21 protein-coding genes are annotated in these 21,678 nt (G+C 47.0%); 3 read left to right on the forward strand and 18 right to left on the reverse strand.

Annotated elements, in window-relative coordinates; genetic code table 11:
- Positions 1 to 48 precede the first annotated feature (48 nt).
- The 5 genes from rpsA to prsW form a co-directional block, all read right to left on the reverse strand.
- Entirely contained in the window at positions 49 to 1,197 is a 1,149-nt protein-coding gene (gene rpsA / locus KNO79_RS07750; RefSeq protein ID WP_214691037.1) for a 30S ribosomal protein S1, read from the reverse strand.
- 154 nt (positions 1,198 to 1,351) lie between these two features.
- Positions 1,352 to 1,975 carry a lysophospholipid acyltransferase family protein gene (locus tag KNO79_RS07755; protein ID WP_159562123.1) on the reverse strand — a complete coding sequence of 208 codons (624 nt, stop codon included), beginning with the start codon at positions 1,973 to 1,975 and terminating at the stop codon, positions 1,352 to 1,354.
- Entirely contained in the window at positions 1,972 to 2,646 is a 675-nt protein-coding gene (gene cmk / locus KNO79_RS07760) for a (d)CMP kinase (RefSeq protein ID WP_074037194.1), read from the reverse strand. The genes KNO79_RS07755 and cmk overlap by 4 nt, the downstream gene beginning before the upstream one ends.
- A 74-nt stretch (positions 2,647 to 2,720) precedes the next feature.
- The gene (locus KNO79_RS07765; RefSeq protein WP_074037195.1) at positions 2,721 to 3,386 is read right to left on the reverse strand and encodes a flagellar brake protein; all 666 of its coding nucleotides are present in this window, start codon (positions 3,384 to 3,386) and stop codon (positions 2,721 to 2,723) included.
- A gap of 15 nt (positions 3,387 to 3,401) precedes the next feature.
- On the reverse strand, positions 3,402 to 4,058 hold the full coding sequence (gene prsW / locus KNO79_RS07770) for a glutamic-type intramembrane protease PrsW (protein ID WP_074037196.1): 657 nt from the start codon (positions 4,056 to 4,058) through the stop codon (positions 3,402 to 3,404).
- A 107-nt stretch (positions 4,059 to 4,165) separates the two neighbouring features.
- Between prsW and KNO79_RS07775 the strand changes: the two genes are divergently transcribed.
- Entirely contained in the window at positions 4,166 to 5,137 is a 972-nt protein-coding gene (locus KNO79_RS07775; protein ID WP_159562121.1) for an asparaginase, read from the forward strand.
- A 51-nt stretch (positions 5,138 to 5,188) separates the two neighbouring features.
- Entirely contained in the window at positions 5,189 to 6,169 is a 981-nt protein-coding gene (locus tag KNO79_RS07780) for a YpdA family putative bacillithiol disulfide reductase (protein ID WP_159562120.1), read from the forward strand.
- A gap of 39 nt (positions 6,170 to 6,208) precedes the next feature.
- On the opposite strand, the gene KNO79_RS07785 is transcribed toward KNO79_RS07780, so the two are convergent.
- From KNO79_RS07785 to KNO79_RS07815, 7 genes are all read right to left on the reverse strand, one after another.
- Positions 6,209 to 7,477, reverse strand: coding sequence for a Glu/Leu/Phe/Val family dehydrogenase (locus tag KNO79_RS07785; protein ID WP_015881453.1), 1,269 nt, complete (start codon positions 7,475 to 7,477; stop codon positions 6,209 to 6,211).
- A 146-nt stretch (positions 7,478 to 7,623) separates the two neighbouring features.
- Positions 7,624 to 8,550: a D-alanine--D-alanine ligase gene (locus tag KNO79_RS07790; protein WP_214691038.1), complete on the reverse strand. Its 927-nt coding sequence runs from the start codon at positions 8,548 to 8,550 to the stop codon at positions 7,624 to 7,626.
- 96 nt (positions 8,551 to 8,646) lie between these two features.
- Positions 8,647 to 9,225, reverse strand: a complete 579-nt coding sequence (locus KNO79_RS07795; RefSeq protein WP_074037201.1) for an adaptor protein MecA — start codon at positions 9,223 to 9,225, stop codon at positions 8,647 to 8,649.
- A gap of 60 nt (positions 9,226 to 9,285) precedes the next feature.
- Positions 9,286 to 10,149: a MerR family transcriptional regulator gene (locus KNO79_RS07800; RefSeq protein ID WP_214691039.1), complete on the reverse strand. Its 864-nt coding sequence runs from the start codon at positions 10,147 to 10,149 to the stop codon at positions 9,286 to 9,288.
- A gap of 129 nt (positions 10,150 to 10,278) precedes the next feature.
- A complete protein-coding gene (locus KNO79_RS07805; protein WP_015881449.1) occupies positions 10,279 to 10,479 on the reverse strand; it encodes a hypothetical protein in 201 nt (66 codons plus the stop codon).
- Between the two features lie 41 nt (positions 10,480 to 10,520).
- Positions 10,521 to 11,948, reverse strand: coding sequence for a RecQ family ATP-dependent DNA helicase (locus tag KNO79_RS07810; RefSeq protein ID WP_264092418.1), 1,428 nt, complete (start codon positions 11,946 to 11,948; stop codon positions 10,521 to 10,523).
- Positions 11,932 to 12,954 carry a YpbB family protein gene (locus tag KNO79_RS07815; protein WP_214691041.1) on the reverse strand — a complete coding sequence of 341 codons (1,023 nt, stop codon included), beginning with the start codon at positions 12,952 to 12,954 and terminating at the stop codon, positions 11,932 to 11,934. The genes KNO79_RS07810 and KNO79_RS07815 overlap by 17 nt, the downstream gene beginning before the upstream one ends.
- Positions 12,955 to 13,096: 142 nt before the next feature.
- Here KNO79_RS07815 and KNO79_RS07820 point away from each other — a divergent pair, with 142 nt between their 5' ends.
- Positions 13,097 to 13,345: a ferredoxin gene (locus KNO79_RS07820; protein WP_015881446.1), complete on the forward strand. Its 249-nt coding sequence runs from the start codon at positions 13,097 to 13,099 to the stop codon at positions 13,343 to 13,345.
- A gap of 160 nt (positions 13,346 to 13,505) precedes the next feature.
- Here the strand turns inward: KNO79_RS07820 and KNO79_RS07825 are convergent, their stop codons facing one another.
- The 6 genes from KNO79_RS07825 to KNO79_RS07850 all read right to left on the reverse strand — a co-directional run bounded on the left by KNO79_RS07825 (position 13,506) and on the right by KNO79_RS07850 (position 21,643).
- Entirely contained in the window at positions 13,506 to 14,465 is a 960-nt protein-coding gene (locus KNO79_RS07825) for an ABC transporter permease (protein ID WP_214691042.1), read from the reverse strand.
- On the reverse strand, positions 14,462 to 15,526 hold the full coding sequence (locus KNO79_RS07830; protein ID WP_214691043.1) for an ABC transporter permease: 1,065 nt from the start codon (positions 15,524 to 15,526) through the stop codon (positions 14,462 to 14,464). The genes KNO79_RS07825 and KNO79_RS07830 overlap by 4 nt, the downstream gene beginning before the upstream one ends.
- Positions 15,523 to 17,049 (reverse strand): ABC transporter ATP-binding protein, encoded by a 1,527-nt coding sequence (locus KNO79_RS07835; RefSeq protein ID WP_214691044.1) that lies wholly within the window; start codon positions 17,047 to 17,049, stop codon positions 15,523 to 15,525. Before KNO79_RS07835 ends, KNO79_RS07830 begins: the two co-directional genes overlap by 4 nt.
- A gap of 63 nt (positions 17,050 to 17,112) precedes the next feature.
- Positions 17,113 to 18,198: a BMP family lipoprotein gene (locus KNO79_RS07840; RefSeq protein ID WP_078147920.1), complete on the reverse strand. Its 1,086-nt coding sequence runs from the start codon at positions 18,196 to 18,198 to the stop codon at positions 17,113 to 17,115.
- 130 nt (positions 18,199 to 18,328) lie between these two features.
- Positions 18,329 to 19,048, reverse strand: a complete 720-nt coding sequence (locus KNO79_RS07845; RefSeq protein WP_078146731.1) for a GntR family transcriptional regulator — start codon at positions 19,046 to 19,048, stop codon at positions 18,329 to 18,331.
- Between the two features lie 402 nt (positions 19,049 to 19,450).
- On the reverse strand, positions 19,451 to 21,643 hold the full coding sequence (locus KNO79_RS07850; RefSeq protein WP_214691045.1) for an FtsK/SpoIIIE family DNA translocase: 2,193 nt from the start codon (positions 21,641 to 21,643) through the stop codon (positions 19,451 to 19,453).
- Positions 21,644 to 21,678: the final 35 nt, after the last annotated feature.

Here is a 21,678-nt window from a genome sequence, read left to right on the forward strand (position 1 = left end):
GACCATACAAAAAGAAGCGGGAGCATGACTCCCGCTTGAACGATCATCTTATTTAGAGTCGTCCGAAGAATCATCACCTGTCAATTCCGAGACAGAGAATCCTCCTTGGTCGCTATATTCATCAAGTAACGCTTGATCATCATCTTGACGAGTCGGTTCAGATGATTCGAGCGCACGCATCGACAATGAGATTTTCTTATCATCGAGATGAACATCTAGCACCTTCACCTTCACTTCTTGGCCTTCTGACAAGACTTCAGACGGCGTCGCGATGTGACGGTTCGCAATTTGCGAGATGTGAAGCAGACCTTCCACTTGTGGTGCGACTTCGACGAACGCACCGAACGTCACGAGACGTTTGACAGTTCCTTCGATGACATCTCCCGGCTGGATCTTCCCTTCGATGGTTTCCCACGGACCAGGTTGTGTCTCTTTAATGGAAAGTTTCACTTTTTCATTATCTAAGTCGAGCCCGAGCACTTTCACTTTCACGCGGTCGCCTTCAGTTACGACGTCGCTCGGCTTCTCGACGCGGCTATGTGCCATTTCCGAGATGTGAACGAGACCGTCCACGCCACCGATATCGACGAACGCCCCAAAATCAGTTAATCGTTGGACTGTTCCTTCGATTACTTGTCCGACTTCAAGCGATTCGAGCGTTTCTGATTTCTTCGCGCTCATCTCTTCTTCGACAACTGCTTTATGTGACAAGATGACGCGATTTTTTTCGCGGTCAATCTCGACGACTTTTACGGTAATTGGGTTATTCAAGTATGACGAGAAGTCTTCGACGAAGTGACTTTCGACAAGGGATGCAGGGATAAATCCACGGATTCCAATATCGACGACAAGACCACCTTTGACCTTATCTTTCACCATCACTTCAAACACTTCACCTGATTCGAATTTTTCAACGATGCGATCCCATGCTGCTTCGGCATCGACGTCTTTTTTCGAAACGACTACTTCTTCGTCCGTGACCTTTTTCACTTTGACACGAATCTCGTCGTTCACTCGGAGTGATTCGTTTAAATCGTCTAGATGCATGCTTGATACTTCGCTAATTGGCAAAATCGCTTCGGTTTTATAACCGATATCGATCAGCGCTTGCTTATCCTCGATTTTGACGACTGTTCCGGTCACAATTTGACCACGATTAATTTCAAAATCAGGCATATCTTTCATTTCTTCGACCATTCCAACACTACCCCCTCACGATGAGTACAAAAAGGAGCGCCAAAGGCGCTTACACCTAGTATAAATCTCTTATAATTCCGAGAATTTGTCAAGGCGTTATGAAGATTGTACCTCTATTGAAAGAAGTTTAAACCTCAATTCCACAATCCGTTTTTTACTTCGTGAACGAGTGCTTCAAGTAGAGTTCGGAAATCGTATCCATGATCAAGTCGGCCGCTTCTTGCGCACTCGCCTTACGTGCTTTCAATTCTGACAAGTCGATCGGCTTCCCGATAACGACACGGAGTTTTGCGCGAAACTTATACTTGCCAATGATGGCAATCGGTAAAATATGTGCATCCGAACGCATCGCAAAAAAACCGACACCGGCTTGCGCCTTTCCAAGCGTACCGTCTTTTGAACGCGTTCCTTCCGGAAAGATAGAGATGACTTCATCCTCTTTCAACTTTTGAAGCACGACACGAAGCGCTTGTCGGTCACCTTCCCCACGAGATACTGGAATCTGACCTGCACGCTTCAAAATATGCTTCAGTACCGGGACACTAAAAAGTTCTTTCTTCGCAAAAAATCGGAGCGGACGCTGCTTTGGAATCGCACATGCGAGAAGCACCGGGTCCCAATTTGACTGATGGTTCGAACAGACAAGGATCGACCCGTCCATCGGAACATTCTCCCGACCGATGAATTCGACCTGAAACGAGAAGCGTTGAATGACGTTCACGACGCCTCTCGCCAATCGATACATGCCGAACGGTCCATTGTTTAATGGCTTGCTCATGCTTTCACCTCTTCAATTAATCGTTCAATTGCTTGAACCACTCCGTCAATGGACAACGTCGTCGTATCGAGGAAATGGGCATCTTCAGCTTGACGGAGAGGTGCCACTTCACGCTCAGAATCGCGTTTGTCACGAAGCGCAATCTCTTCGATCAGTTGTTCATAGTCGCTCGGGATGCCTTTCGAGATATTTTCTTCATGGCGACGACGGGCACGTTCTTCGACCGAAGCGGTCATAAACACTTTTAAATCGGCATTCGGCAAGACATGTGTTCCGATATCGCGGCCGTCCATGACGACACCGCCTTCTTTAGCCAAATCACGTTGAAGATCCATCAAGGCATCACGCACTTCAGGTTGACGTGCGACGAAACTGACGTTATTCGTCACTTCACTCGAGCGAATGACAGACGTCACTTCTTCCTCACCGTCAAATACGCGTTGTCCCTCTTCCGATGGGACGAGTCGTAATGACATGTCCTCGATCATCTGAGCAAGTGCTGGTCCATCTTCGAGCGCAATCCCTTCGTTCAAGGCGCGATACGTTACCGCCCGATAGATTGCACCTGTATCGATGTACACATACCCTAATTGTTTCGCAAGCGACTTGGCAATCGTACTTTTCCCAGCACCCGCCGGTCCGTCTAAAGCAATTTGTAATGATTTTTTCATACAAAACGGGTATCGAGTGTTCCCGATACCCTCCTCCTCTCGGTCAATAATCCCGAGAACATCATAACAGTTTTTTATCTTGAAGAAAATACAGACCCTGTCCGCTTTCGCGCTTCAAGCTGAACACGGAAGCAGTATCGTAAAATCGTCTCTTGGTCACGAGGGGTCAAATCTTCAAATGCCAGAGACAGTTCTTCTTTCACTTCCTGTTTATGTATGCGCACAAGACGGCTCTTAAGACGGAAGTTCTGGGGCGAGCCATGCTCATCCTCAATTCGAAACACGACAATCAGGGACTCATCTACTTCGATTGGAGCGCGGTTGGCGATGATTTTCATCCCCCCAGCAGATATGTCAAGAGATGTTGTTTCGAACGATTCGAAACTTTCCTCATCGGTTGCAAGAACGGTCACGTCAATCATTTCTGGAACACGTAAATATTCACGACGCTGAATCCGTTTGATTTTTTTCTCATCTGGCAAATTGAACGCATAGCGTAATGTCATTTGGGCATCGCTGATTCGCTTCACGACTTTCGTGTCGAATGCGAACAGCTGATTGTCTCCTTGGAAGAAAAAGACCCGCATGGCCTCCTCTTCATGTAAAAAAAATGTTTTGAGCGTCATCATGTCACTCGGCGACTCAATCCATACGACTTGATCGGTTATGGCTGCAATTTTCGTTTTCCCCTCTGCACGCCCTTCCACTTCGATTCTCAGTTCTTGACCTTCTTTTAACATACTGATTCTTCCCCTTTATTTAAATTGTCGACGATTGGACAAGTTTGCCGCTCGCACGAGTAAAAGTGCCACGGTCCATAAAATGACGATATAAAGCACGGCAGGAAGCTTTTGATTCGGTTCGAGTATCAAAATCAAATCAAACGTTCCGTGGATGACCGTCGCAGAAAAGATTGCCATGAACAGCCAGAGCCGTTCTCGAATCGAATGCTTCGCTCGTCCTAAGCAGTACCCCATCACGACCGCGAACAAAGCGTGCCCGCTCACAGGCAGGATTGCTCGCCAAATCGCAATTTCTAATGAATCGTACACCCATAAGTATAAAAAATTCTCTAAAGTCGCAAAGCCTAATGAGCAGGCGACCGCATAGAGAATCCCGTCGTAGTAATCATCAAAGACTTTATGTATATATATTGTATAATAAATCATAAACCATTTAAAAAACTCTTCAAGCAGGGCAGTGGCGACATACGCCTGCCAAAACGGTCCAGTAAGCACTCCCTCTTCAACGAACGCATATTGGATAAACATGATCGGGAACACGAGAACGGCTCCGGCCACGAAAGAACGAATCACATATCCGAGCGGTTCTGCCTCCAACTCATGGCGTAGATAGAAGTAGGAAAGAAGGGCGAGCCCAGGTGCAACCGCAGACAAGGCGATTGCGATCATGATGCATCTCTCCTTTCTCTCCCTAGCATACACTGAATTGTCTGAAAGAAAAAGTAGAGAACGCCTAGAAAATGGAAATCTTCATAAAAATAATTAGGAGGACACTTATGAATCATTTATTACTGATCCACACCGGCGGTACTATCGCCATGTCACAATCCGGCACAGGACACGTCGAACCGAGCGATGTCAATCCAATCGACGCCACCCTTCCGAAAGCGACGGATATTGCTCACATTACAACAAAGCACTTTTCAAATATCCCGTCACCTCACATGACTCCAGAGAAGATGCTTGAATTGGCACAGTTCATCCAACGTGAACTGACACAAGACACGTATGACGGAGTCGTCATCACGCACGGTACCGATACATTAGAAGAGACGGCTTACTTCTTACAAATCACGCTCGGTGCGCCTGTCCCAATCGTGTTGACAGGAGCGATGCGGTCCTCGAACGAGGTCGGTTCGGACGGAGAATTTAATTTGATCACAGCGCTTCGCGTCGCAAAAAGCGAAGCGGCTCGTGGAAAAGGCGTGCTTGTCGTTTTCAACGGTGAGATTCATTCGGCATTTAACGTGACCAAAACGCACACGTCTTCAGTCGACACATTCAAGTCTGTGCACTTCGGTAACGTGGGTATGGTCACAAAGGACCATGTACTCATCTATAGTCAACCAGCAACGAGACAACCGAAAATGATTCCGTCCATCTCAAAACGTGTAGCCGTGTTGAAAGTCGTCGCAGGAATGGAACCAGATTTACTTGAATCTGTAATCACGCTTGGGTACGACGGACTCGTCCTTGAAGTGTTAGGGCAAGGAAACGTTCCACCGACCCTCTTGTCCGCACTAGAACATTTAGTCAAAGAGATTCCCGTCGTGATTGTCAGCCGTTGCTTCAACGGAATCGTTCAAGATGTTTACGGTTACGACGGGGGTGGCAAACAACTGAAAGAGATGGGTGTCATTTTTTCAAACGGATTGAATTCACAAAAAGCTCGTTTACGACTCCTCGTCGAACTCGAGTCCGGCTCATCCCAGTCAGTCATGGAACATAGCTTTAGCTTCCAGCAATAACCTTGCGCAACTGCGCCCCCTTCCCTACAATGAGCAAAGAGGTGATATTCAGTGAACAAACAAGCGATTATTGTAGGTGCCGGGCCATGCGGTCTCTCGGCCGCCATCGAACTGGAGAAGATCGGAGTCTCTTGTACGGTGATTGAGCGCGGAAATATCGTCGACGCCATCTATCGGTATCCGACGCATCAAACGTTCTTCTCTTCCGCGAGCTTGCTCGAGATCGGAGACATTCCGTTCATATGTAAGGATTTGAAGCCACGTCGTCAAGATGCACTCGTCTATTATCGAGAAGTCGTCACACGTACCGGTTTAAACGTCCACCCGTTCGAAACGGTCGAGTCGGTCGATAAAAAAAGTGACCGATTCGTTGTGACATCAAGACATGAACGACGTGGCGAAACCATTCGCGAAGCGGACTATGTGATTTTAGCAACAGGCTATTATGGACGTCCTCGTCTGCTTGACGTACCTGGCGAAACGTTGCCGCACGTCCATCACTATTTCAACGAGGCACATCCTTATTATCGACAACACGTCACGATCATCGGCGGGAAAAATTCCGCTGTCGATGCGGCAATCGAACTCGAAAAGGCTGGTGCCTTTGTGACGGTACTCTATCGAGGCGATTCGTATAGCCCTTCCGTCAAACCATGGGTTCTTCCAAACTTCGATTCACTCGTCCGTCATGAGAAAGTTCGAATGGAGTTTGAGGCGACAATCGAACGCATCACCGATGATGGCGTCTACTACCGGCAACACGGTGAAGAGAAGCATGTCTATGCAGATCATGTCTTCGCGATGACCGGTTATCAGCCCGACCACCATCTGTTCGAGAGTGCAGGCATTGTGATCGATGAAGAGAGTGGTGTCCCGACATACGATGAAGAAACGTTTGAAACAAATGTCGAACACCTCTTCATTGCGGGCGTGGTCGCAGCCGGAAACGATGCGAACAAGATCTTCATTGAGAACGGTAGATTCCACGGCAAGGCGATTGCCGATACGATTGCGAACCGCATTAACGTATAAAAAAGTTCGGTCAACTTGAGTTGACCGAACTTTTTTTGATTAGACCCAGCCACGGAAACGTGAGGCTTCCGCCATTTTGCGTACACCGACCATGTAGGCGGCGAGACGCATATCGACTTTACGGGCTGAAGATGTATTGTATACCGTATTGAACGAGTGAACGAGTACTTTTTCAAGTTTTTCCTCAACTTCTTCTTCCGTCCAATAGTAACCTTGGTTGTTTTGTACCCATTCGAAGTACGAAACCGTGACCCCACCACTTGACGCCAACACGTCCGGCACGAGGAGAATTCCACGTTCAGTCAAGATTTTCGTTGCTTCGTTCGTCGTCGGACCGTTGGCTGCCTCGACCACAATCGATGCTTTAATCGCGTCCGCATTGTCTTCTGTAATTTGATTCTCAATCGCAGCTGGGACTAAAATATCACAATCGAGCTCTAACATTTCTTTGTTCGAGATCGTGTTTTTAAATAATGTCGAAATCGTACCGAATGAATCGCGACGATCTAACAAATACGGGATATCGAGACCATTCTCATCATGGATAGCTCCGTAAGCGTCACTGACCGCAATCACTTTCGCCCCTGCATCGTACATGAATTTAGAAAGGAAACTTCCCGCGTTCCCGAATCCTTGGACGACGACCCGCGCACCTTTCAATTCGATTCCGCGACGAAGTGCCGCTTCACGAATCATGATGGCCACACCTTTTGCCGTCGCTGTCTCACGACCATGCGACCCGCCAAGAACGAGCGGTTTTCCTGTGATGAATCCAGGTGAGTTGAATTCATCGATGCGACTGTATTCATCCATCATCCATGCCATGATTTGTGAGTTTGTGAACACGTCCGGAGCCGGGATATCTTTTGTAGGTCCAACAATTTGACTGATGGCACGGACATATCCGCGACTCAAACGTTCGATTTCACGGAAACTCATCTCGCGTGGGTCACAGACGATTCCGCCTTTCCCACCACCGTAAGGCAAGTCTACGATTCCTGCTTTTAGACTCATCCATACTGATAATGCTTTGACTTCTACCTCCGTTACGCTCGGGTGGAACCGAATTCCCCCTTTAGTCGGTCCGACCGCATCATTATGTTGAGCGCGATAGCCTGTGAAGATCTTCGTTGAACCATCGTCCATGCGAACAGGGATCCGAACGGTCAGCATGCGAAGCGGTTCTTTTAATAACTCGTACATCTCATCTGGATAGCCGAGTTTATCTAAAGCTTCGTGAATTACCTCTTGTGTCGATTCCAAGATGTTTTTTCGTTTTTGATGACCTTTTTCTTGATCCGTAATCATGAAGGTTTCCTCCCCTAAATTGTCAATTCTCCCCCAAGAATTAACCTCGTATTCGTTTAAAAGTATAGCTGATACGCGTTCAATTTGAAAGGGCTTTTCAAAAATAATGAAAGCGTTTTCTTGATGGATGGCGTAATCCAGATGTCTTACTTCGCTACGCGCTCAAGTGCGAGCTCGATAAAGCGTTCCAAAAGCTCGCCGTACGAGATTCCGACTGTCTTGGCACTATCCGGAAACAGGCTAAGCGGCGTCATGCCCGGCAGAGTATTCGTCTCTAGAATGTAGGCTTTTCCCTCTTCTGAAACGAGGAAGTCAGAGCGCGAATATCCTGAACAACCGAGCGCGCGATGCGCAAGGACTGCCGCCTGTTGAACCTCCGCTGTCAGCTCGACCGAGATTTCAGCCGGACAGACATGAATCGAACCACCTTCCGTATACTTCGATTCATAGTCGTAAAATTCATTTTTTGGAATGATTTCAATGACAGGAAGAGCCTCTTCTTTCCCAAAGTTCCCGATGACGGGAACTGTCAGCTCTTTCCCTTTGATGTACTGCTCGACAAGTACCGCTGAATCACAAGCAAACGCCTTTTCAATTCCTTCACGTAACATCGTTTCGTCCATTGCAATCGTCAGACCATTCGATGATCCTTCTTGCGCTGGTTTGACGACACATGGGAACTCCATTCCCCACTCAGCGACTTTTGCATCGATTGATTCCCGTGACTCGATTAAGACGTCACGAGCGACTCGGATACCGGATGCCGCGAAGATGATTTTTGCTCTCGCTTTATCCATCGCCAGAGCAGATGCCAAGACACCTGATCCCGTATAAGGAATTCCAGCCATTTCTAATAACGATTGCACACGACCATCTTCACCATACTTCCCGTGCAACGCACTGACGACGACATCGACATCCAATGTTAACAGCTCGTTCGCCCGTTTCGGATGAAAGTCAATGGCCGTGACCTCATGACCACGTTCCGTCAACGCTTCTATCATCCCTTGCCCGCTCGTGAGAGATACCTCTCGTTCTCCTGACACTCCACCATATAAAACAGCGACTTTCATTCCAATCTCTCCTTCAACTAGCTACTGAAAATTCAAGTCTAATCATAACACGGACACCCTAAAAACAATAGGAACAGAAAAGTAAAAAAGCCGTACTCATGCGAATGCATCGTACAGCTCTTTCACGGCTTGTTCAGTTTGAATCGTCTTTCCGTATTCCATCATGACGTACGGACTGACCGTAGTCGTCTTGCCGTACTCGGACAAAATGGCCGCGAGTCGTTCTTCTACCTGCGAAGGAAGAACCTCAACGAAGTGAAGGTAGTAATGACCGTTGTAATGATAAAGCGTGCCACCCTGCTCGGTTTCATGTATATGCGGGAAAAGACGAATCGAAGCGTTGATCACATCTTCAATGTCCTCGAACTGATAAATCAAATGATGGATTACATCAATCGTTAATCGAATCTCGACCTGCTCGACATCGAGCTCAGCAATCGCTTCACCTTTTTGAACATCGATGACGAGTCCATCGCGAGGGAACATTGTCACATTCAAATCAACCGCTCCTTGCGGTGAAAATCCGTACTCACTTTCTGCTGTTTCAAGTAGTTCTTTCCACAGTTGTTGACCGTTTTCCCCTACGATCGTATCGATGGCGATTCCACGTAACGATAGCTCATTCGCAGTCACATATACACGAAGATGTTCTTTTGTTTGTTTTTCAAATCTCAATCGAAAACCTCCAGTGAATAGTCAATCCTAATAATAAGCTACTCCCGTTTTCATCCCGTGTCAAATAGTTGATAACCATTTTGTCCACTCTTCAGGAGCGTCGCCAAGAAATGACCCATTGAATCGCTCTCTCTCCAAGCTGACTGCATATCCACCTGCACCGATTTTTAATTCAGCATGCTCGTTTTGAATATAATCCATCGCCTCTAACAAGTTCGGAATATGCTCAGTCAGCGTACATGCGAAGATGAGACAAGAAGTGTCGATATCATGTAACGCTTTACTCAAATCTTCTTTCGGGAAACCCGCTCCCAAAAAGATGACATCGTATCCATGTTGTCGCAAATAGAGCGTGACAAACAATAATCCGATCTCATGCATCTCCCCGGGTGCACAGACACACGTGATACGTGGCAGGAACGGGTTCATCGGCATTTGAAGGGACAGCGTCGAAAGCCGTGCTCGTAAAAATGCCGTGGCGAAATGCTCGTGGGCAATCGTAATCGAGCCATTCTCCCATCGTGAACCGATTTCCATGAGCAGTGGCCCAATCACATCCTTCGTCACTTTTTCAAAACTGAACGTATTAAACGCACGATTGATCAAATCATGAGCTGTCCGTTCATCAAATGAGAGCAACGCATGGAGCAGCCCGTCTTTCAATTCTTCATCGTATAGTTTGGCCGTTGTCGGTTCTGGTTCAGGCGCTTGATGAAGTTGTTGAATGGCTTGTGAGACAGAAAGCCCTTCTTTCTGCTTGTTCACGACCCATTTGATTTTTTCAACATCCTGATCTGAATACAGGCGGTGACCGGATTCCGTTCGGCTCGGCACGATAAACTGATAGCGACGTTCCCAAGCGCGAATGGTCGTCGGATTGACGCCTGTCAAGGTCGCCACGGTCTTGATGGAGTATTTCGGCATCTCCGCCCTCCTCTCTTACTCGTTCTTATGATATAAGTATATCCTCAACGCAAGAGGTTTACCCCTTTTATTGTGCAATCGAGAATTTTTTAAGAATAAAAAAAGATGCGAACTCTGTTCGCACCTCGTTTAAAATATGGCGTGTCGCCCGATATATATGAAAATGAGAATAATCGCTAGCATGGCGAAGGTTAATGTCATCGCCAACGGGCGCTTCATCCAGTTATCATTTAACTTCCTCTTCCGTTCGCCCTCTTGCCTCTCAGCTCGAGACGGCAACGTGTCCGCCAATTGCTCGCGTAAAGAATCCGCCTGATTCCGATGTCGCAACGTATGCCCTCCTTTACCTTTTTTATCATTTTACTATGATATTATTCAAAGGAAAAGATTTGCGTCAACCGAATTTTCCATTCTGTCACATTTTTTCGGACGATTTGCGGTGTATCCGGGAACGGAATCGGCCCACAAACATCACAGCATTCTTCTTGGTCGACCGTTTGTTCGGAGAAATAACGAAGCAAGTAATCGCGTCGGCATGTCCGGATGAGGGCATAATCCATCATCTGCCCGAGTTGACGATACCGATCTCGCTTTCTTTCTTTTACCCAATCGAGGGCTTCTTGAAGCGAACGTTCTGTCAACAATTGCTTCAGCAGGAGAAACTTCGGGTCTTCTTCGTTCATCCGTAACAACCTTGGTAGTTGCGCGAGCGACGTCCCGTTCTCACGTTCAAAATAGGCTAGTCGCATGTCCTCGTCTTTCGGGTACTGTCCGTCGATTAAAAATTGCTGGATGCGTTCGTCGCCATCAGCATATAGAAGGACCGCGAATGCGGGTTGTCCGTCACGCCCCGCTCGTCCGATTTCCTGCATGTATGCCTCAACTGTTGCCGGCAACTGAAAATGAACGACAGAACGGACGTTGTCTTTGTTCACACCCATCCCGAACGCACTCGTGCATACCATGACCGACACTTCGTCCCGTAAAAACTGGGACTGCACGAGTCGCCTGTCTTCCGTAGACATGCCTCCATGGTAAAACAATGCATCCTCTAGCTCAAAGGCTAACGCCTCTGCCTCGCGACGGGTCGCCGTGTAAACGACTGCAGGTTTGGGAATCACTTGAATCAACTCTTTCAATCGCTCAAGTTTCTTCTCCTTTTCCAACCGTTCAACCAACAATCGGATTTCCGGACGATTGGCAGAGTGGACGAATTGTTCAGGTGAGAACAGTGCCAGCTTTTCAATGATGTCCTGTTTCACGCCTTCTGGCGCCGTCGCCGTGACCGCCATACACTGGGGGCTCCCAATCTGTTTTCGCAACTCACCTAAACGCGCATACTCAGGACGGAACTCATGCCCCCATTGTGAGATACAGTGCGCCTCGTCAATGACGAGCATTTGAATTTTCACATTCGCCAGAGCACGCGTCACATAAGGAACGGCCAATTGTTCGGGTGAAAGATATAAAAAACGGTAACGTTTCAAATGGTTGATGATGTCCTGCTTCTCTTCAGCCGATTCCATCGACGTCAAACGAGCGACACCACGCTCTCCCCGTTCTCGTATATGAAGCATCTGGTCCTCAATGAGTGAGAGTAACGGCGAAACAATCACCGTGAGCCCTTGATTTTTAATATAAGAAGGGAGTTGGAACGTCAGCGATTTCCCCGCCCCCGTCGGCATGACGGCCAATACATCCTGCCCTTCGATCACGGCATGTATGATGTCGTGTTGCCCAGGACGAAACGATTCATACCCGAACACTCGTTTTAATGTCGCTTCATACAAAACTCTCACCTCGTTTCAGTCTGGCGAAGACGAGTCGAATTTGAAAATAACTGACACGCCCCATTTTCTCAAATATCGGTTTGAGCGCCCAGCTATCCGGATGCCGCAACTCTTCAATCGTGACCACATCCTCCATCGGTACAAATTGTTCGAGCGGGAAGACTTCTAAATACATCGCCATCTCGACGACATGGTCTTCAATCGTACTCGTACGTAAACGCCGTTTCGCTTGAACCTGTTGGAACGTGTACCCCTTTAAGAACAATTCATATGACTCACGTGCTGAATAAGTCATCCGGTCCGTCGATAAGCCGTACGTAAACCCCCGTAGTTTGGCATCATCCGGCAAGACCATCAACAGTTCGTTCCATCCGGCCAAAAAATACAAACGAGCCGTTTCGGCATCAACATGAAGCAGGCTGGCGATTTGTTCATATGTCAAACCCGTCTCAAACGCTCCTGTGAATCGATAGACGACGGCCGTCGCATACGGGTCCCCGATTTGTTCAAGTGCTTGTTCAATCTCTTGATGAAACGTTCGCATGAGCGCTTTCCAATCCCGATCAAGATGTAACAACTGCTTGACCCATTGCTCTGCTGGACGATCGGCTTGTACAGGATAAAATGTACGGGCGTGTTCTTTTGACATGAACGTCTGCACGAACAAACTCAAGCGTTTCCATGTGGTCGCGTTATAATCACGGCGTTCCCCGCCCAACCGCTTGAATAGTTGCTCAACCGATTCAGGTGAAGCTAGTAGTTCTCCCGCCTCTGTCAATCTAAATCGTTTACGATCGAGCCATCCTCGTTTTTCAATTTGTTTTAGCACAGACTCGTATGAATAAGCCGTCTGCGGAAACTGTCCAAAAAGAGGCTCCAACTCGTAAAAAAATGCGTCCTGTAGCGTTGTGGCCGAACGCTTTCCATTCAGGACATGGTAGAGACTTCGCTCACTCCGTTCTCCATTTAATCGTTTAATGGCCAGCAGTAGAACTCCATCCGCTAAATGAACCAAATCGTCACTTCCTTAAAAAAATCATTATCCTACCAAAAAGACGCTCGTTTCCTCATTGAAATAATTGGGTATGTAGACTACAATTACTCATAGTCAGTAGAATGATTTCTAAGAGAAACGAACCGTTTGGAGGGTTATTATCATGGCAAAATTTACAATCGTCGATAAAGATACATGTATCGCATGCGGAGCTTGCGGCGCGGCAGCACCAGATATTTACGATTATGATGATGAAGGTCTTGCGTTCAACTTAATGGATGACAACACAGGTACTGTTGAAATCCCAGATGAGTTATACGAAGACATGATGGATGCATTCGAGGGTTGTCCGACAGACTCGATCAAAGTAGCGGACGAGTCGTTCGACGGGGACGCTTTAAAATTCGAATAATCGTGAAAGACATATCGGTCCTTTGACCGATATGTCTTTTTTATGTTTCTCGCATGTAACCTAGTCTAATCATGACATCTCTAGGCAAGTATATCAAAAAAGGTTGTTTGGCTTAAGCACCAAACAACCTGGATGAAATGGACATATGTCCTATCTCGAATTAACGTTTCCCTTTAATATAAGGAATACCGACCGACTTCGGCGCATCCGCACGACCAACGAGTCCAGCGAGAGCAAGAATCGTGAGCGCGTATGGCGCAATCAAGAGCAAGAGCTGCGGCACGTTGTTGATGACCGGCAAGTTGCTTCCGATAATCGAAAGGGCTTGAGCGAATCCAAAGAACAATCCGGCACCAAGCGCACCGAGCGGATTCCATTTACCGAAAATCATTGCGGCAATCGCCAAGAATCCTTGACCAACGATTGTCGTTCCACTGAAGTTCGTCGTGACCGTTACAGCATAAACCGCTCCGGCAAGACCACCAAACGCACCAGAGAGCATGACGCCCATGAAGCGCATTTTCGTGACGTTGATTCCCATCGTATCAGCGGCCATCGGATGTTCCCCTACCGAACGAAGACGAAGTCCAAACGGTGTCTTGAAGATGACGAACCAGACGACGAACGCCAAGGCGATTGCAACGAACGACGTGTACTGAACGTTAATAAAGAACATCTTTAACACGGGAATATCTGATAAAAAGGGTACATTCTCTTTTGCGATCCGGTACTCGATAAAGTCCGTCTGTCCTTTGTTGTAAAGAACACGCACGACGAAGATGGCGAGACCGATGGCGAGCATGTTGATGGCAACCCCGAGAACCGTCTGGTCCGCACGCCAAAGGATGGCAGGAACGGCCAAGAAGAGGGAGAACAAAGCGCCGACTACCATAGCGACAAACAAGGCAATCCATGGGCTAGAGGCGCCAACACCTAAATCAGTCAAGGTGAGCGTCGTGATGATTCCTGTCGCGGCACCGATGACCATGATTCCTTCAAGGGCGATGTTGACGACACCAGAACGTTCACTGAAAATTCCACCAAGTGCTGCGATAATGAGTGGAGTCGCATAGGCAAGCGCAACCGGTACGACGATATAAAGGACTTCTAAGAAGTTCATTTTTTCTCCACTCCTTTCTTACGATTTCCTTTAAGTTTCTCAACGACATAGTTGATCGCATATCCAGACGCTACAAAGATGACGATGGCTGCGATGATGACTTTGACAAGCTCTGACGGTACGTTCGCACCAAGTTGCATCGCCAATCCGCCGATGTTCAACCCTGCGAAGAGAATCGCTGCTAAAATGACTCCAATCGCGGTGTTCGCACCAAGAAGGGCAACGGCGATCCCGTCAAATCCGACACCGGTGAACGATGCCGAGAGGGTCATACTACCGAATGTTCCAAGACCCTCCATCGCACCTGCGAGACCAGCGAACATACCGGAGATGACGAACGACAGGACGATGTTACGGTTGACGCTCATCCCTGCGTACTGTGATGCATGTTTGTTGAATCCAACGGCACGTAACTCATAACCGAGTGTCGTACGTTGAAGGATGTAGTAGTACACGATTGCTGCAAGCACAGCGACAAGCACACCCCAGTGAAGACGTGAATACGTCGTCAACTCTTGGAGCCATGGCGAAGCAAGTGACGCTGAATCGTTGATTGACTCCGTACGCTCGTTCGTTACGCCGATGACGTTACGTAAAATCGCGTTTGTCGTGTATAAGGCAATATAGTTCATCATGATAGACGTAATGACTTCATGAACATAAAACTTCGCTTTCAAGAACCCAGGAACGAACGCCCAAATTGCTGCTGCAACCATTGCCGCTAGAAGTGCGAGCGGTAAATGGATAAACATCGGCAAGTCGAAGTTAATTCCTACATAGACGGCTGCGACCCACCCAATTAACACTTGTCCTTCTACCCCGATGTTGAATAGCCCTGTACGGAAGGCGAACGCAACCGCAAGACCTGAGAAAATAAGTGGGGCTGCAGCACGCAATGTTTCACCGACGGCATACGGACTACCGAACATGCCTTCAAATAACGAGATAAACCCTTGAACCGGGTCGTATCCACCAATCAACATGACGATAGCACCGACGAGTAGTCCTAAAATGATGGATAGGAATGGAATGAGAAGTTGGTTTAAACTTAATTTTTTCATTCTGTTTCGTCCCCTCTCTTACCGCCGGCCATCAAGAAGCCTAGCTCTTGCTCCGTCGTCTCTTTCGGATCACGAATCCCTACAATTTTTCCTTCGTAGAGAACAGCGATACGGTCGGATACGTGTAAAATCTCATCAAGTTCAAACGAGATGAGTAAGACGGCGCGTCCTTTTTCACGTTCTTTAATAAGCTGCTCGTGAATAAATTCAATCGCACCTACGTCGAGACCACGAGTCGGTTGAGCGGCGATGAGTAAATCTGGTGAACGATCGACTTCACGTGCAATGATTGCTTTCTGTTGGTTCCCTCCCGAGAGAGCACGCGCTGGAACATCAATTGATGGAGTTCGGACGTCAAACTTCTCAATCAACGCCTTCGCCTTCTCAGCCACAGCTTTATAGTTCATGAGACCTCGTTTCGAGAACGGTTCTTTATAGTACGTTTGAAGTACCATGTTGTCACGAATCGAGTAGTCAAGAACAAGTCCGTGTTTATGACGATCTTGCGGGATGTGTCCGATCCCTGCCTCGGTCATCTTACGCGGCGTGTGTCCTGTGACATCTTTTCCGTTGAGCAACACTTTACCAGACTCCGGCTTTTTCAAACCTGAAATGGCTTCAATCAACTCCGTCTGACCATTCCCGTCAATCCCGGCAATTCCAAGTACTTCTCCAGCACGAATCTGTAAATCCAATCCTTCAACGACTTTCAAACCGCGACCATCTTTGACGACGAGGTTTTGAACGTCCAGAACGACTTGTTGTGGATCGGCTTTCGAATATTCTGCATCAAAGTTTACTTCGCGACCAACCATCATTTCAGCTAAACTGTCTTCATTTACCGTCTCGTCGACCTCGACCGTTCCAATGTAGCGTCCACGACGAATGACAGTACAGCGGTCCGCAACTTGCATGATTTCCTTCAGCTTGTGCGTAATCAAGATGATCGACTTACCTTCAGCAATCAGACGTTTCATAATTTGGATAAGTTCTTGAATCTCTTGTGGTGTCAACACTGCCGTCGGTTCATCAAAAATCAGAATATCTGCTCCACGATAGAGCGTCTTCAAGATTTCAACACGTTGTTGCATGCCGACTGAAATATCTTCAATCTTCGCATCCGGATCAATTCTAAGTCCGTATTGCTCCGAAATCTCCATGACCTTCTTCCGAGCAGTGGCGCGATCGATTGTGATGCCACTCTTTGGCTCAAGACCAAGAATGATATTTTCAGTGACCGTGAATTTTTCAACCAACATAAAGTGTTGATGGACCATTCCGATCCCAAGTTCGTTGGCGATGTTCGGATTTTCAATATTCACTTTCTTTCCGTGTACGCGAATCTCTCCGCCTTCAGGCTGATAGAGACCAAACAACACGTTCATGAGCGTCGATTTCCCGGCCCCGTTTTCTCCTAAAAGTGCATGGATTTCTCCTTTACGCAATTGGAGCGTGATATTGTCGTTCGCAACGAACGTACCGAACTCTTTTCGAATATTTAGCATTTCAATTACATATTCCAAGGAAGTTCACCCCTAACTTTAAGTAAAGGGAGACCACATGGGTCCCCCCTCAACTCAAACAAATTATTTTACGTTTTTCATGAACTCTTCGAACTCAGCGTCAGTTGCTGGTGCAACAACATCACCATCGATGATTTGTTGACGATACTCATCAACTTTAGTGAGCACGTCTGCAGCAACGTTTTCTTCAGAAGTTGGTGCGATTCCTACACCTTCATCTTTAAGTGAGAATTCAACCACTTCACCAGCTGGGAACTTACCGTCCATTGCCATTTTCGACACTTCGAGTGTCGCTGTATCTACACGTTTAACCATTGACGTAAGAGTAACGTTCTCTGGAAGACCTTCTTCGTACTGGTCACGGTCAACCCCGATGACCCAAACTTCTTCACCGTTTTTCTTACGGTTTTTCGCTTCAGTGAATACACCTACACCTGTACCACCAGCTGCATGATAGATGATATCAGATCCTGATCCATACATACCTGACGCAATTGCAGTTCCTTTTTCAGCTGAGTTGAAGTCTTCAGCATATTTTACGTCGATTGTCGCATCAGGGTTTACAGCCATGACACCAGCTTTAAATCCATTTTCAAACTTCTTGATCAAGTCTGATTCTACTCCACCGATGAAACCAACTTTATCAGTCGTCGTTGTAAGACCAGCTACTACACCTACGAGGAATGAACCTTCTTGTTCCTTAAACGTGATTGAAGCAACGTTCGGTGCATCTACAACCGAGTCAACGATTGCAAAGTTGTTATCAGGGAATTGTTCTGCAACTTTTCCGATATCCTCTGCCATCAAGAAACCGATTCCGTAGATCAAATCAAATTGATCACGTGCCAATTGTTGCAAGTTAGGCTGATAGTCTGCTTGTTTTGCTGATTGAAGATATTTATATCCTTCGTTTTCAGTTAAGCTATTTTCTTCACCAAACTTTTTCAAACCTTCCCAAGCTGATTGGTTGAATGACTTGTCATCAACACCACCAGTATCCGTGACCATTGCAACTTTGAAGTCGCTACCTTCTCCGCCTTCACCGTTTGAAGATGAGCCTTCGTTGTCATCTCCACCGCATGCTGCGAGTACTGTAGAGAGTGTGAGTCCTGCTGCTAAAGCTGAGAGAATCGTTTTCTTTTTGTTCATCATCGTCGTGTTTCCCCTTTCGGTTCATAACAATTTTTGTTGTCATGTTATCAGTAGTCTTTACACCGGTATAAGAAAGCGCTTTCACGCTATTCCCCAAAAATAACTCTTCCGTCCAGAAACTGCTCGTTTAAACTCGTTTACGTACGACATGGAAGTCGAATCGATCAGCACGGAAAAAGTTGGCCGAATCGAGTAATGGTAAATCACTCTCATCATAATGCAATTGTTTTAAAGCGAGTAACGGTTGGTCCGTCTGAAGTTGTGACGAGATTTCAGCGCTGACACTCGGTTCGATGTGCGTGATCGCATAAGCGACTCGACGTCCTACCTCTTTTTCGAGAGAATCAAACAAAGATTTCCCTTCAGTCAATGCCTCAGGATTCGAGACGAGATGGGCCGGCACTTTATCGACACAATACACAACCGGTGTGTCGTCCGCATATCGAATTCGTACAATTCGATAAATCGGTGAGTTCGGCTCAATCTTGAGACGCTCGGCTTCTCTCTCTGTTGCCAACACTTTCTCGGCCACCAATACTTTCGTTCCTGGTGTCATCTTTGCTCGTGTGATCATGTCAGTGACACTGAACAATTCTTCAATTCCTGACGTGAATGGCGGTTTAGAACTGATAAATGTTCCTACCCCATGCTTTCGCACGACAAATTTCTCATCTTCGAGAATCCGGAGCGCTTCGCGAAGTGTCGCTCGACTGACTCCAAGTTGCTTCGAAAGTTCAAATTCTGAAGGTAACTTCTCCCCTTCACGATAGACACCAGCGTCGATATCTTGCTTAATTTTCTCAATCACTCGAAGATAGAGCAATCGATGATCGAGCTTAATCGACATTGGCCTCACCACCTTTAATTTACTTACCAGTGCTCAGACATCTGACGTATGAATGTCCTTGCCAATATTAAGTATAGGGATTCGAGAATTAGAACGCAATAGTTTTTGTTCGGAATCAGGGAAATATTTTTTCGGAACATGCCGAACCGTACCTTTGAGTCCAATTTACTCATTTTCATCCCCATTGAAAAACTTTTGTAAAATGTAAACGTTATTAAAAAATGTAAGCGTTTCAGTAGTTTTTAAAAGTATGTACTAATTCAGTATATAGGACATATGTGCTATATTACATTTATATTATAGCGAACATCTAAGGATAGAGCGAATATTTCTATATCGTATAAATAGCATTAAAAAACGAACGATTATATATACTGATATATAATCGTTCGTTTTTTATTATTATTCTGTTTGCTCTTGAATGAGTACTTTCCTCGGTTTCGAACCTTCTGATGGACCGACATACCCGGCTTCCTCAAGTGAGTCAATCAAACGGGCGGCACGATTATACCCGATTCGGAATCTGCGTTGAATCATCGAAGTTGATGCCGTTTCTTGTGTCATGACGAATTGCACGACTTCTCCGAACAATGAATCATCCGAATCAATCGTCGTCACTTCCTCTTCTTTTGGCATCATCGCTTCCACATATTGCGCACGTTGTTGCGCGATGACATGATTGACGACCGTCTCGACTTCTTGATCGGAGACGAATGCACCTTGTACACGGACCGGCTTGTTCATTCCGTTTGCAAGCATCAACATGTCACCGCGTCCAAGCAACTTTTCCGCCCCGCCACCATCAAGGATGGTCCTTGAATCGGTTTGAGAAGAGACGGCAAAGGCGATGCGGGACGGAATGTTCGCCTTGATGACTCCTGTGATGACGTCGACAGATGGGCGCTGTGTCGCGAGGACCATATGAATACCCGCAGCCCGTGCCATTTGTGCAAGTCGCATGATGGCATCTTCGACATCATTTGATGCCACCATCATCAAGTCCGCCAATTCATCGACGATTACGACGATGAACGGTAAACGTTTCGCATCCTCGTCATCCGACTGATCGACGAGTTCATTGTAACCTTCGATATTGCGAACTCCATATCGACTAAACAGTTCATACCGCCGTTCCATTTCTGCGACGACCTGCTTCAGTGCCTGGGCGGCTTTTTTCGGATCCGTGACGACCGGTGTCAACAGGTGTGGCACTCCGTTATAGACGTTCAACTCGACCATCTTCGGATCAATCATCATGAGTCGGACCTCATCCGGACGAGAACGCATCAAGAGTGACACGATCATGCCGTTGATACAGACAGATTTACCTGATCCTGTCGATCCTGCAACAAGCAAATGCGGCATTTTATTGAGAGAGATCCCAACCGTCTCGCCACTGATACTCCGACCGAGTGCGACGAGCAACTTCGAGTCATCTTGTTTCACCGGCTCCGCTTCCAGTACTTCACGTAAGCATACCGGTGCGACCTCCTGGTTCGGCACTTCAATACCAATAGCGGCTTTACCCGGAATCGGAGCTTCAATCCGAATATCTTTTGCAGCGAGCGCCAATGCCAAATCATCACTTAATGAGGTGATGCGACTGACTTTCACACCGATATCCGGTTGTAGTTCATATTTTGTGACGGTTGGACCAAGGTGAATCTTTAACACTTTGACACCGACCCCGAATGACTTAAGCGTCTTTACAAGTTTGGATGCATTTTCTTTCAATCGTGCATTCTCACCAGACAAATCCGTAATGACGGGCTCTTTCAAATTCGAGAATGGCGGAAGCTCGTATGTATCCGAGACATCTTGGGCCGCAGTCATCATCATCTCCTCGGTCGTGATTGTGGAATCGACTTCCGAGGAATCCGTTCGAGGTTGATCTTCCGTCTCTCTTTTTTCTGCTACGACTTTCTCACTAAATCCGACGATTGGAATGTCTTGCATCGTGACCACGTCTGACTCTACTTCCGGGTCCGATTGCGCTTCCGTTAATTTTGGACGAGGTGAGGTCTTGCGCGTTCGTTTCGCCTCTTGCTGCTTCTCCACTTTCGGTCTGGCTCGCCATTCGTTTCTGACTGCTGTGACGGATTCCTGCATGCGATGAAAGAGTGTCCCCCAAATAGTCGGGGCATAAAACGAGACACCGACGAGGAAGCAGACGATCCCTAAAAAGATAATCCCGAAGTCTGAGAATAAATATTGGTTCAAGTTATAGAAAGTGGCATTGATGCCGCCCCTTGCCTCTCCCCAAAGTAAGTCCCCGAATAGTAAGAATGAGGCGAGCATTGCGAATAATCCCGCTCGTCGCATCGGTTTCATCGGAGTGAGAACAATCCATAACCACACAGCCATCATCAAGTAAGTGAGCGCACCCCATCCTCCAAAAAGATAGACGGATAAATCAGATAACTGTTTACCGATCCACCCTAAATCAAAAAAGGCAAATACGAATGCGACGATGGCGAGGACAAAGAATCCCCACCCATATGTACGTGGCGCAATCGGTTGTTTTTTACGGTTCCTCGTATTTCGCGTCGCTGGGCGCTTTCGCTTTACGGGAGTCTTTCTTGTTTTTTGAGCCACATCAGTTCCTCCTAAAAAAAGAAGGCAAAAGTCAG

The sequence above is a fragment of the Exiguobacterium sp. s43 genome, from assembly GCF_018617255.1.
In the GTDB taxonomy this organism is placed as follows: Bacteria; Bacillota; Bacilli; order Exiguobacteriales; family Exiguobacteriaceae; genus Exiguobacterium; species Exiguobacterium profundum.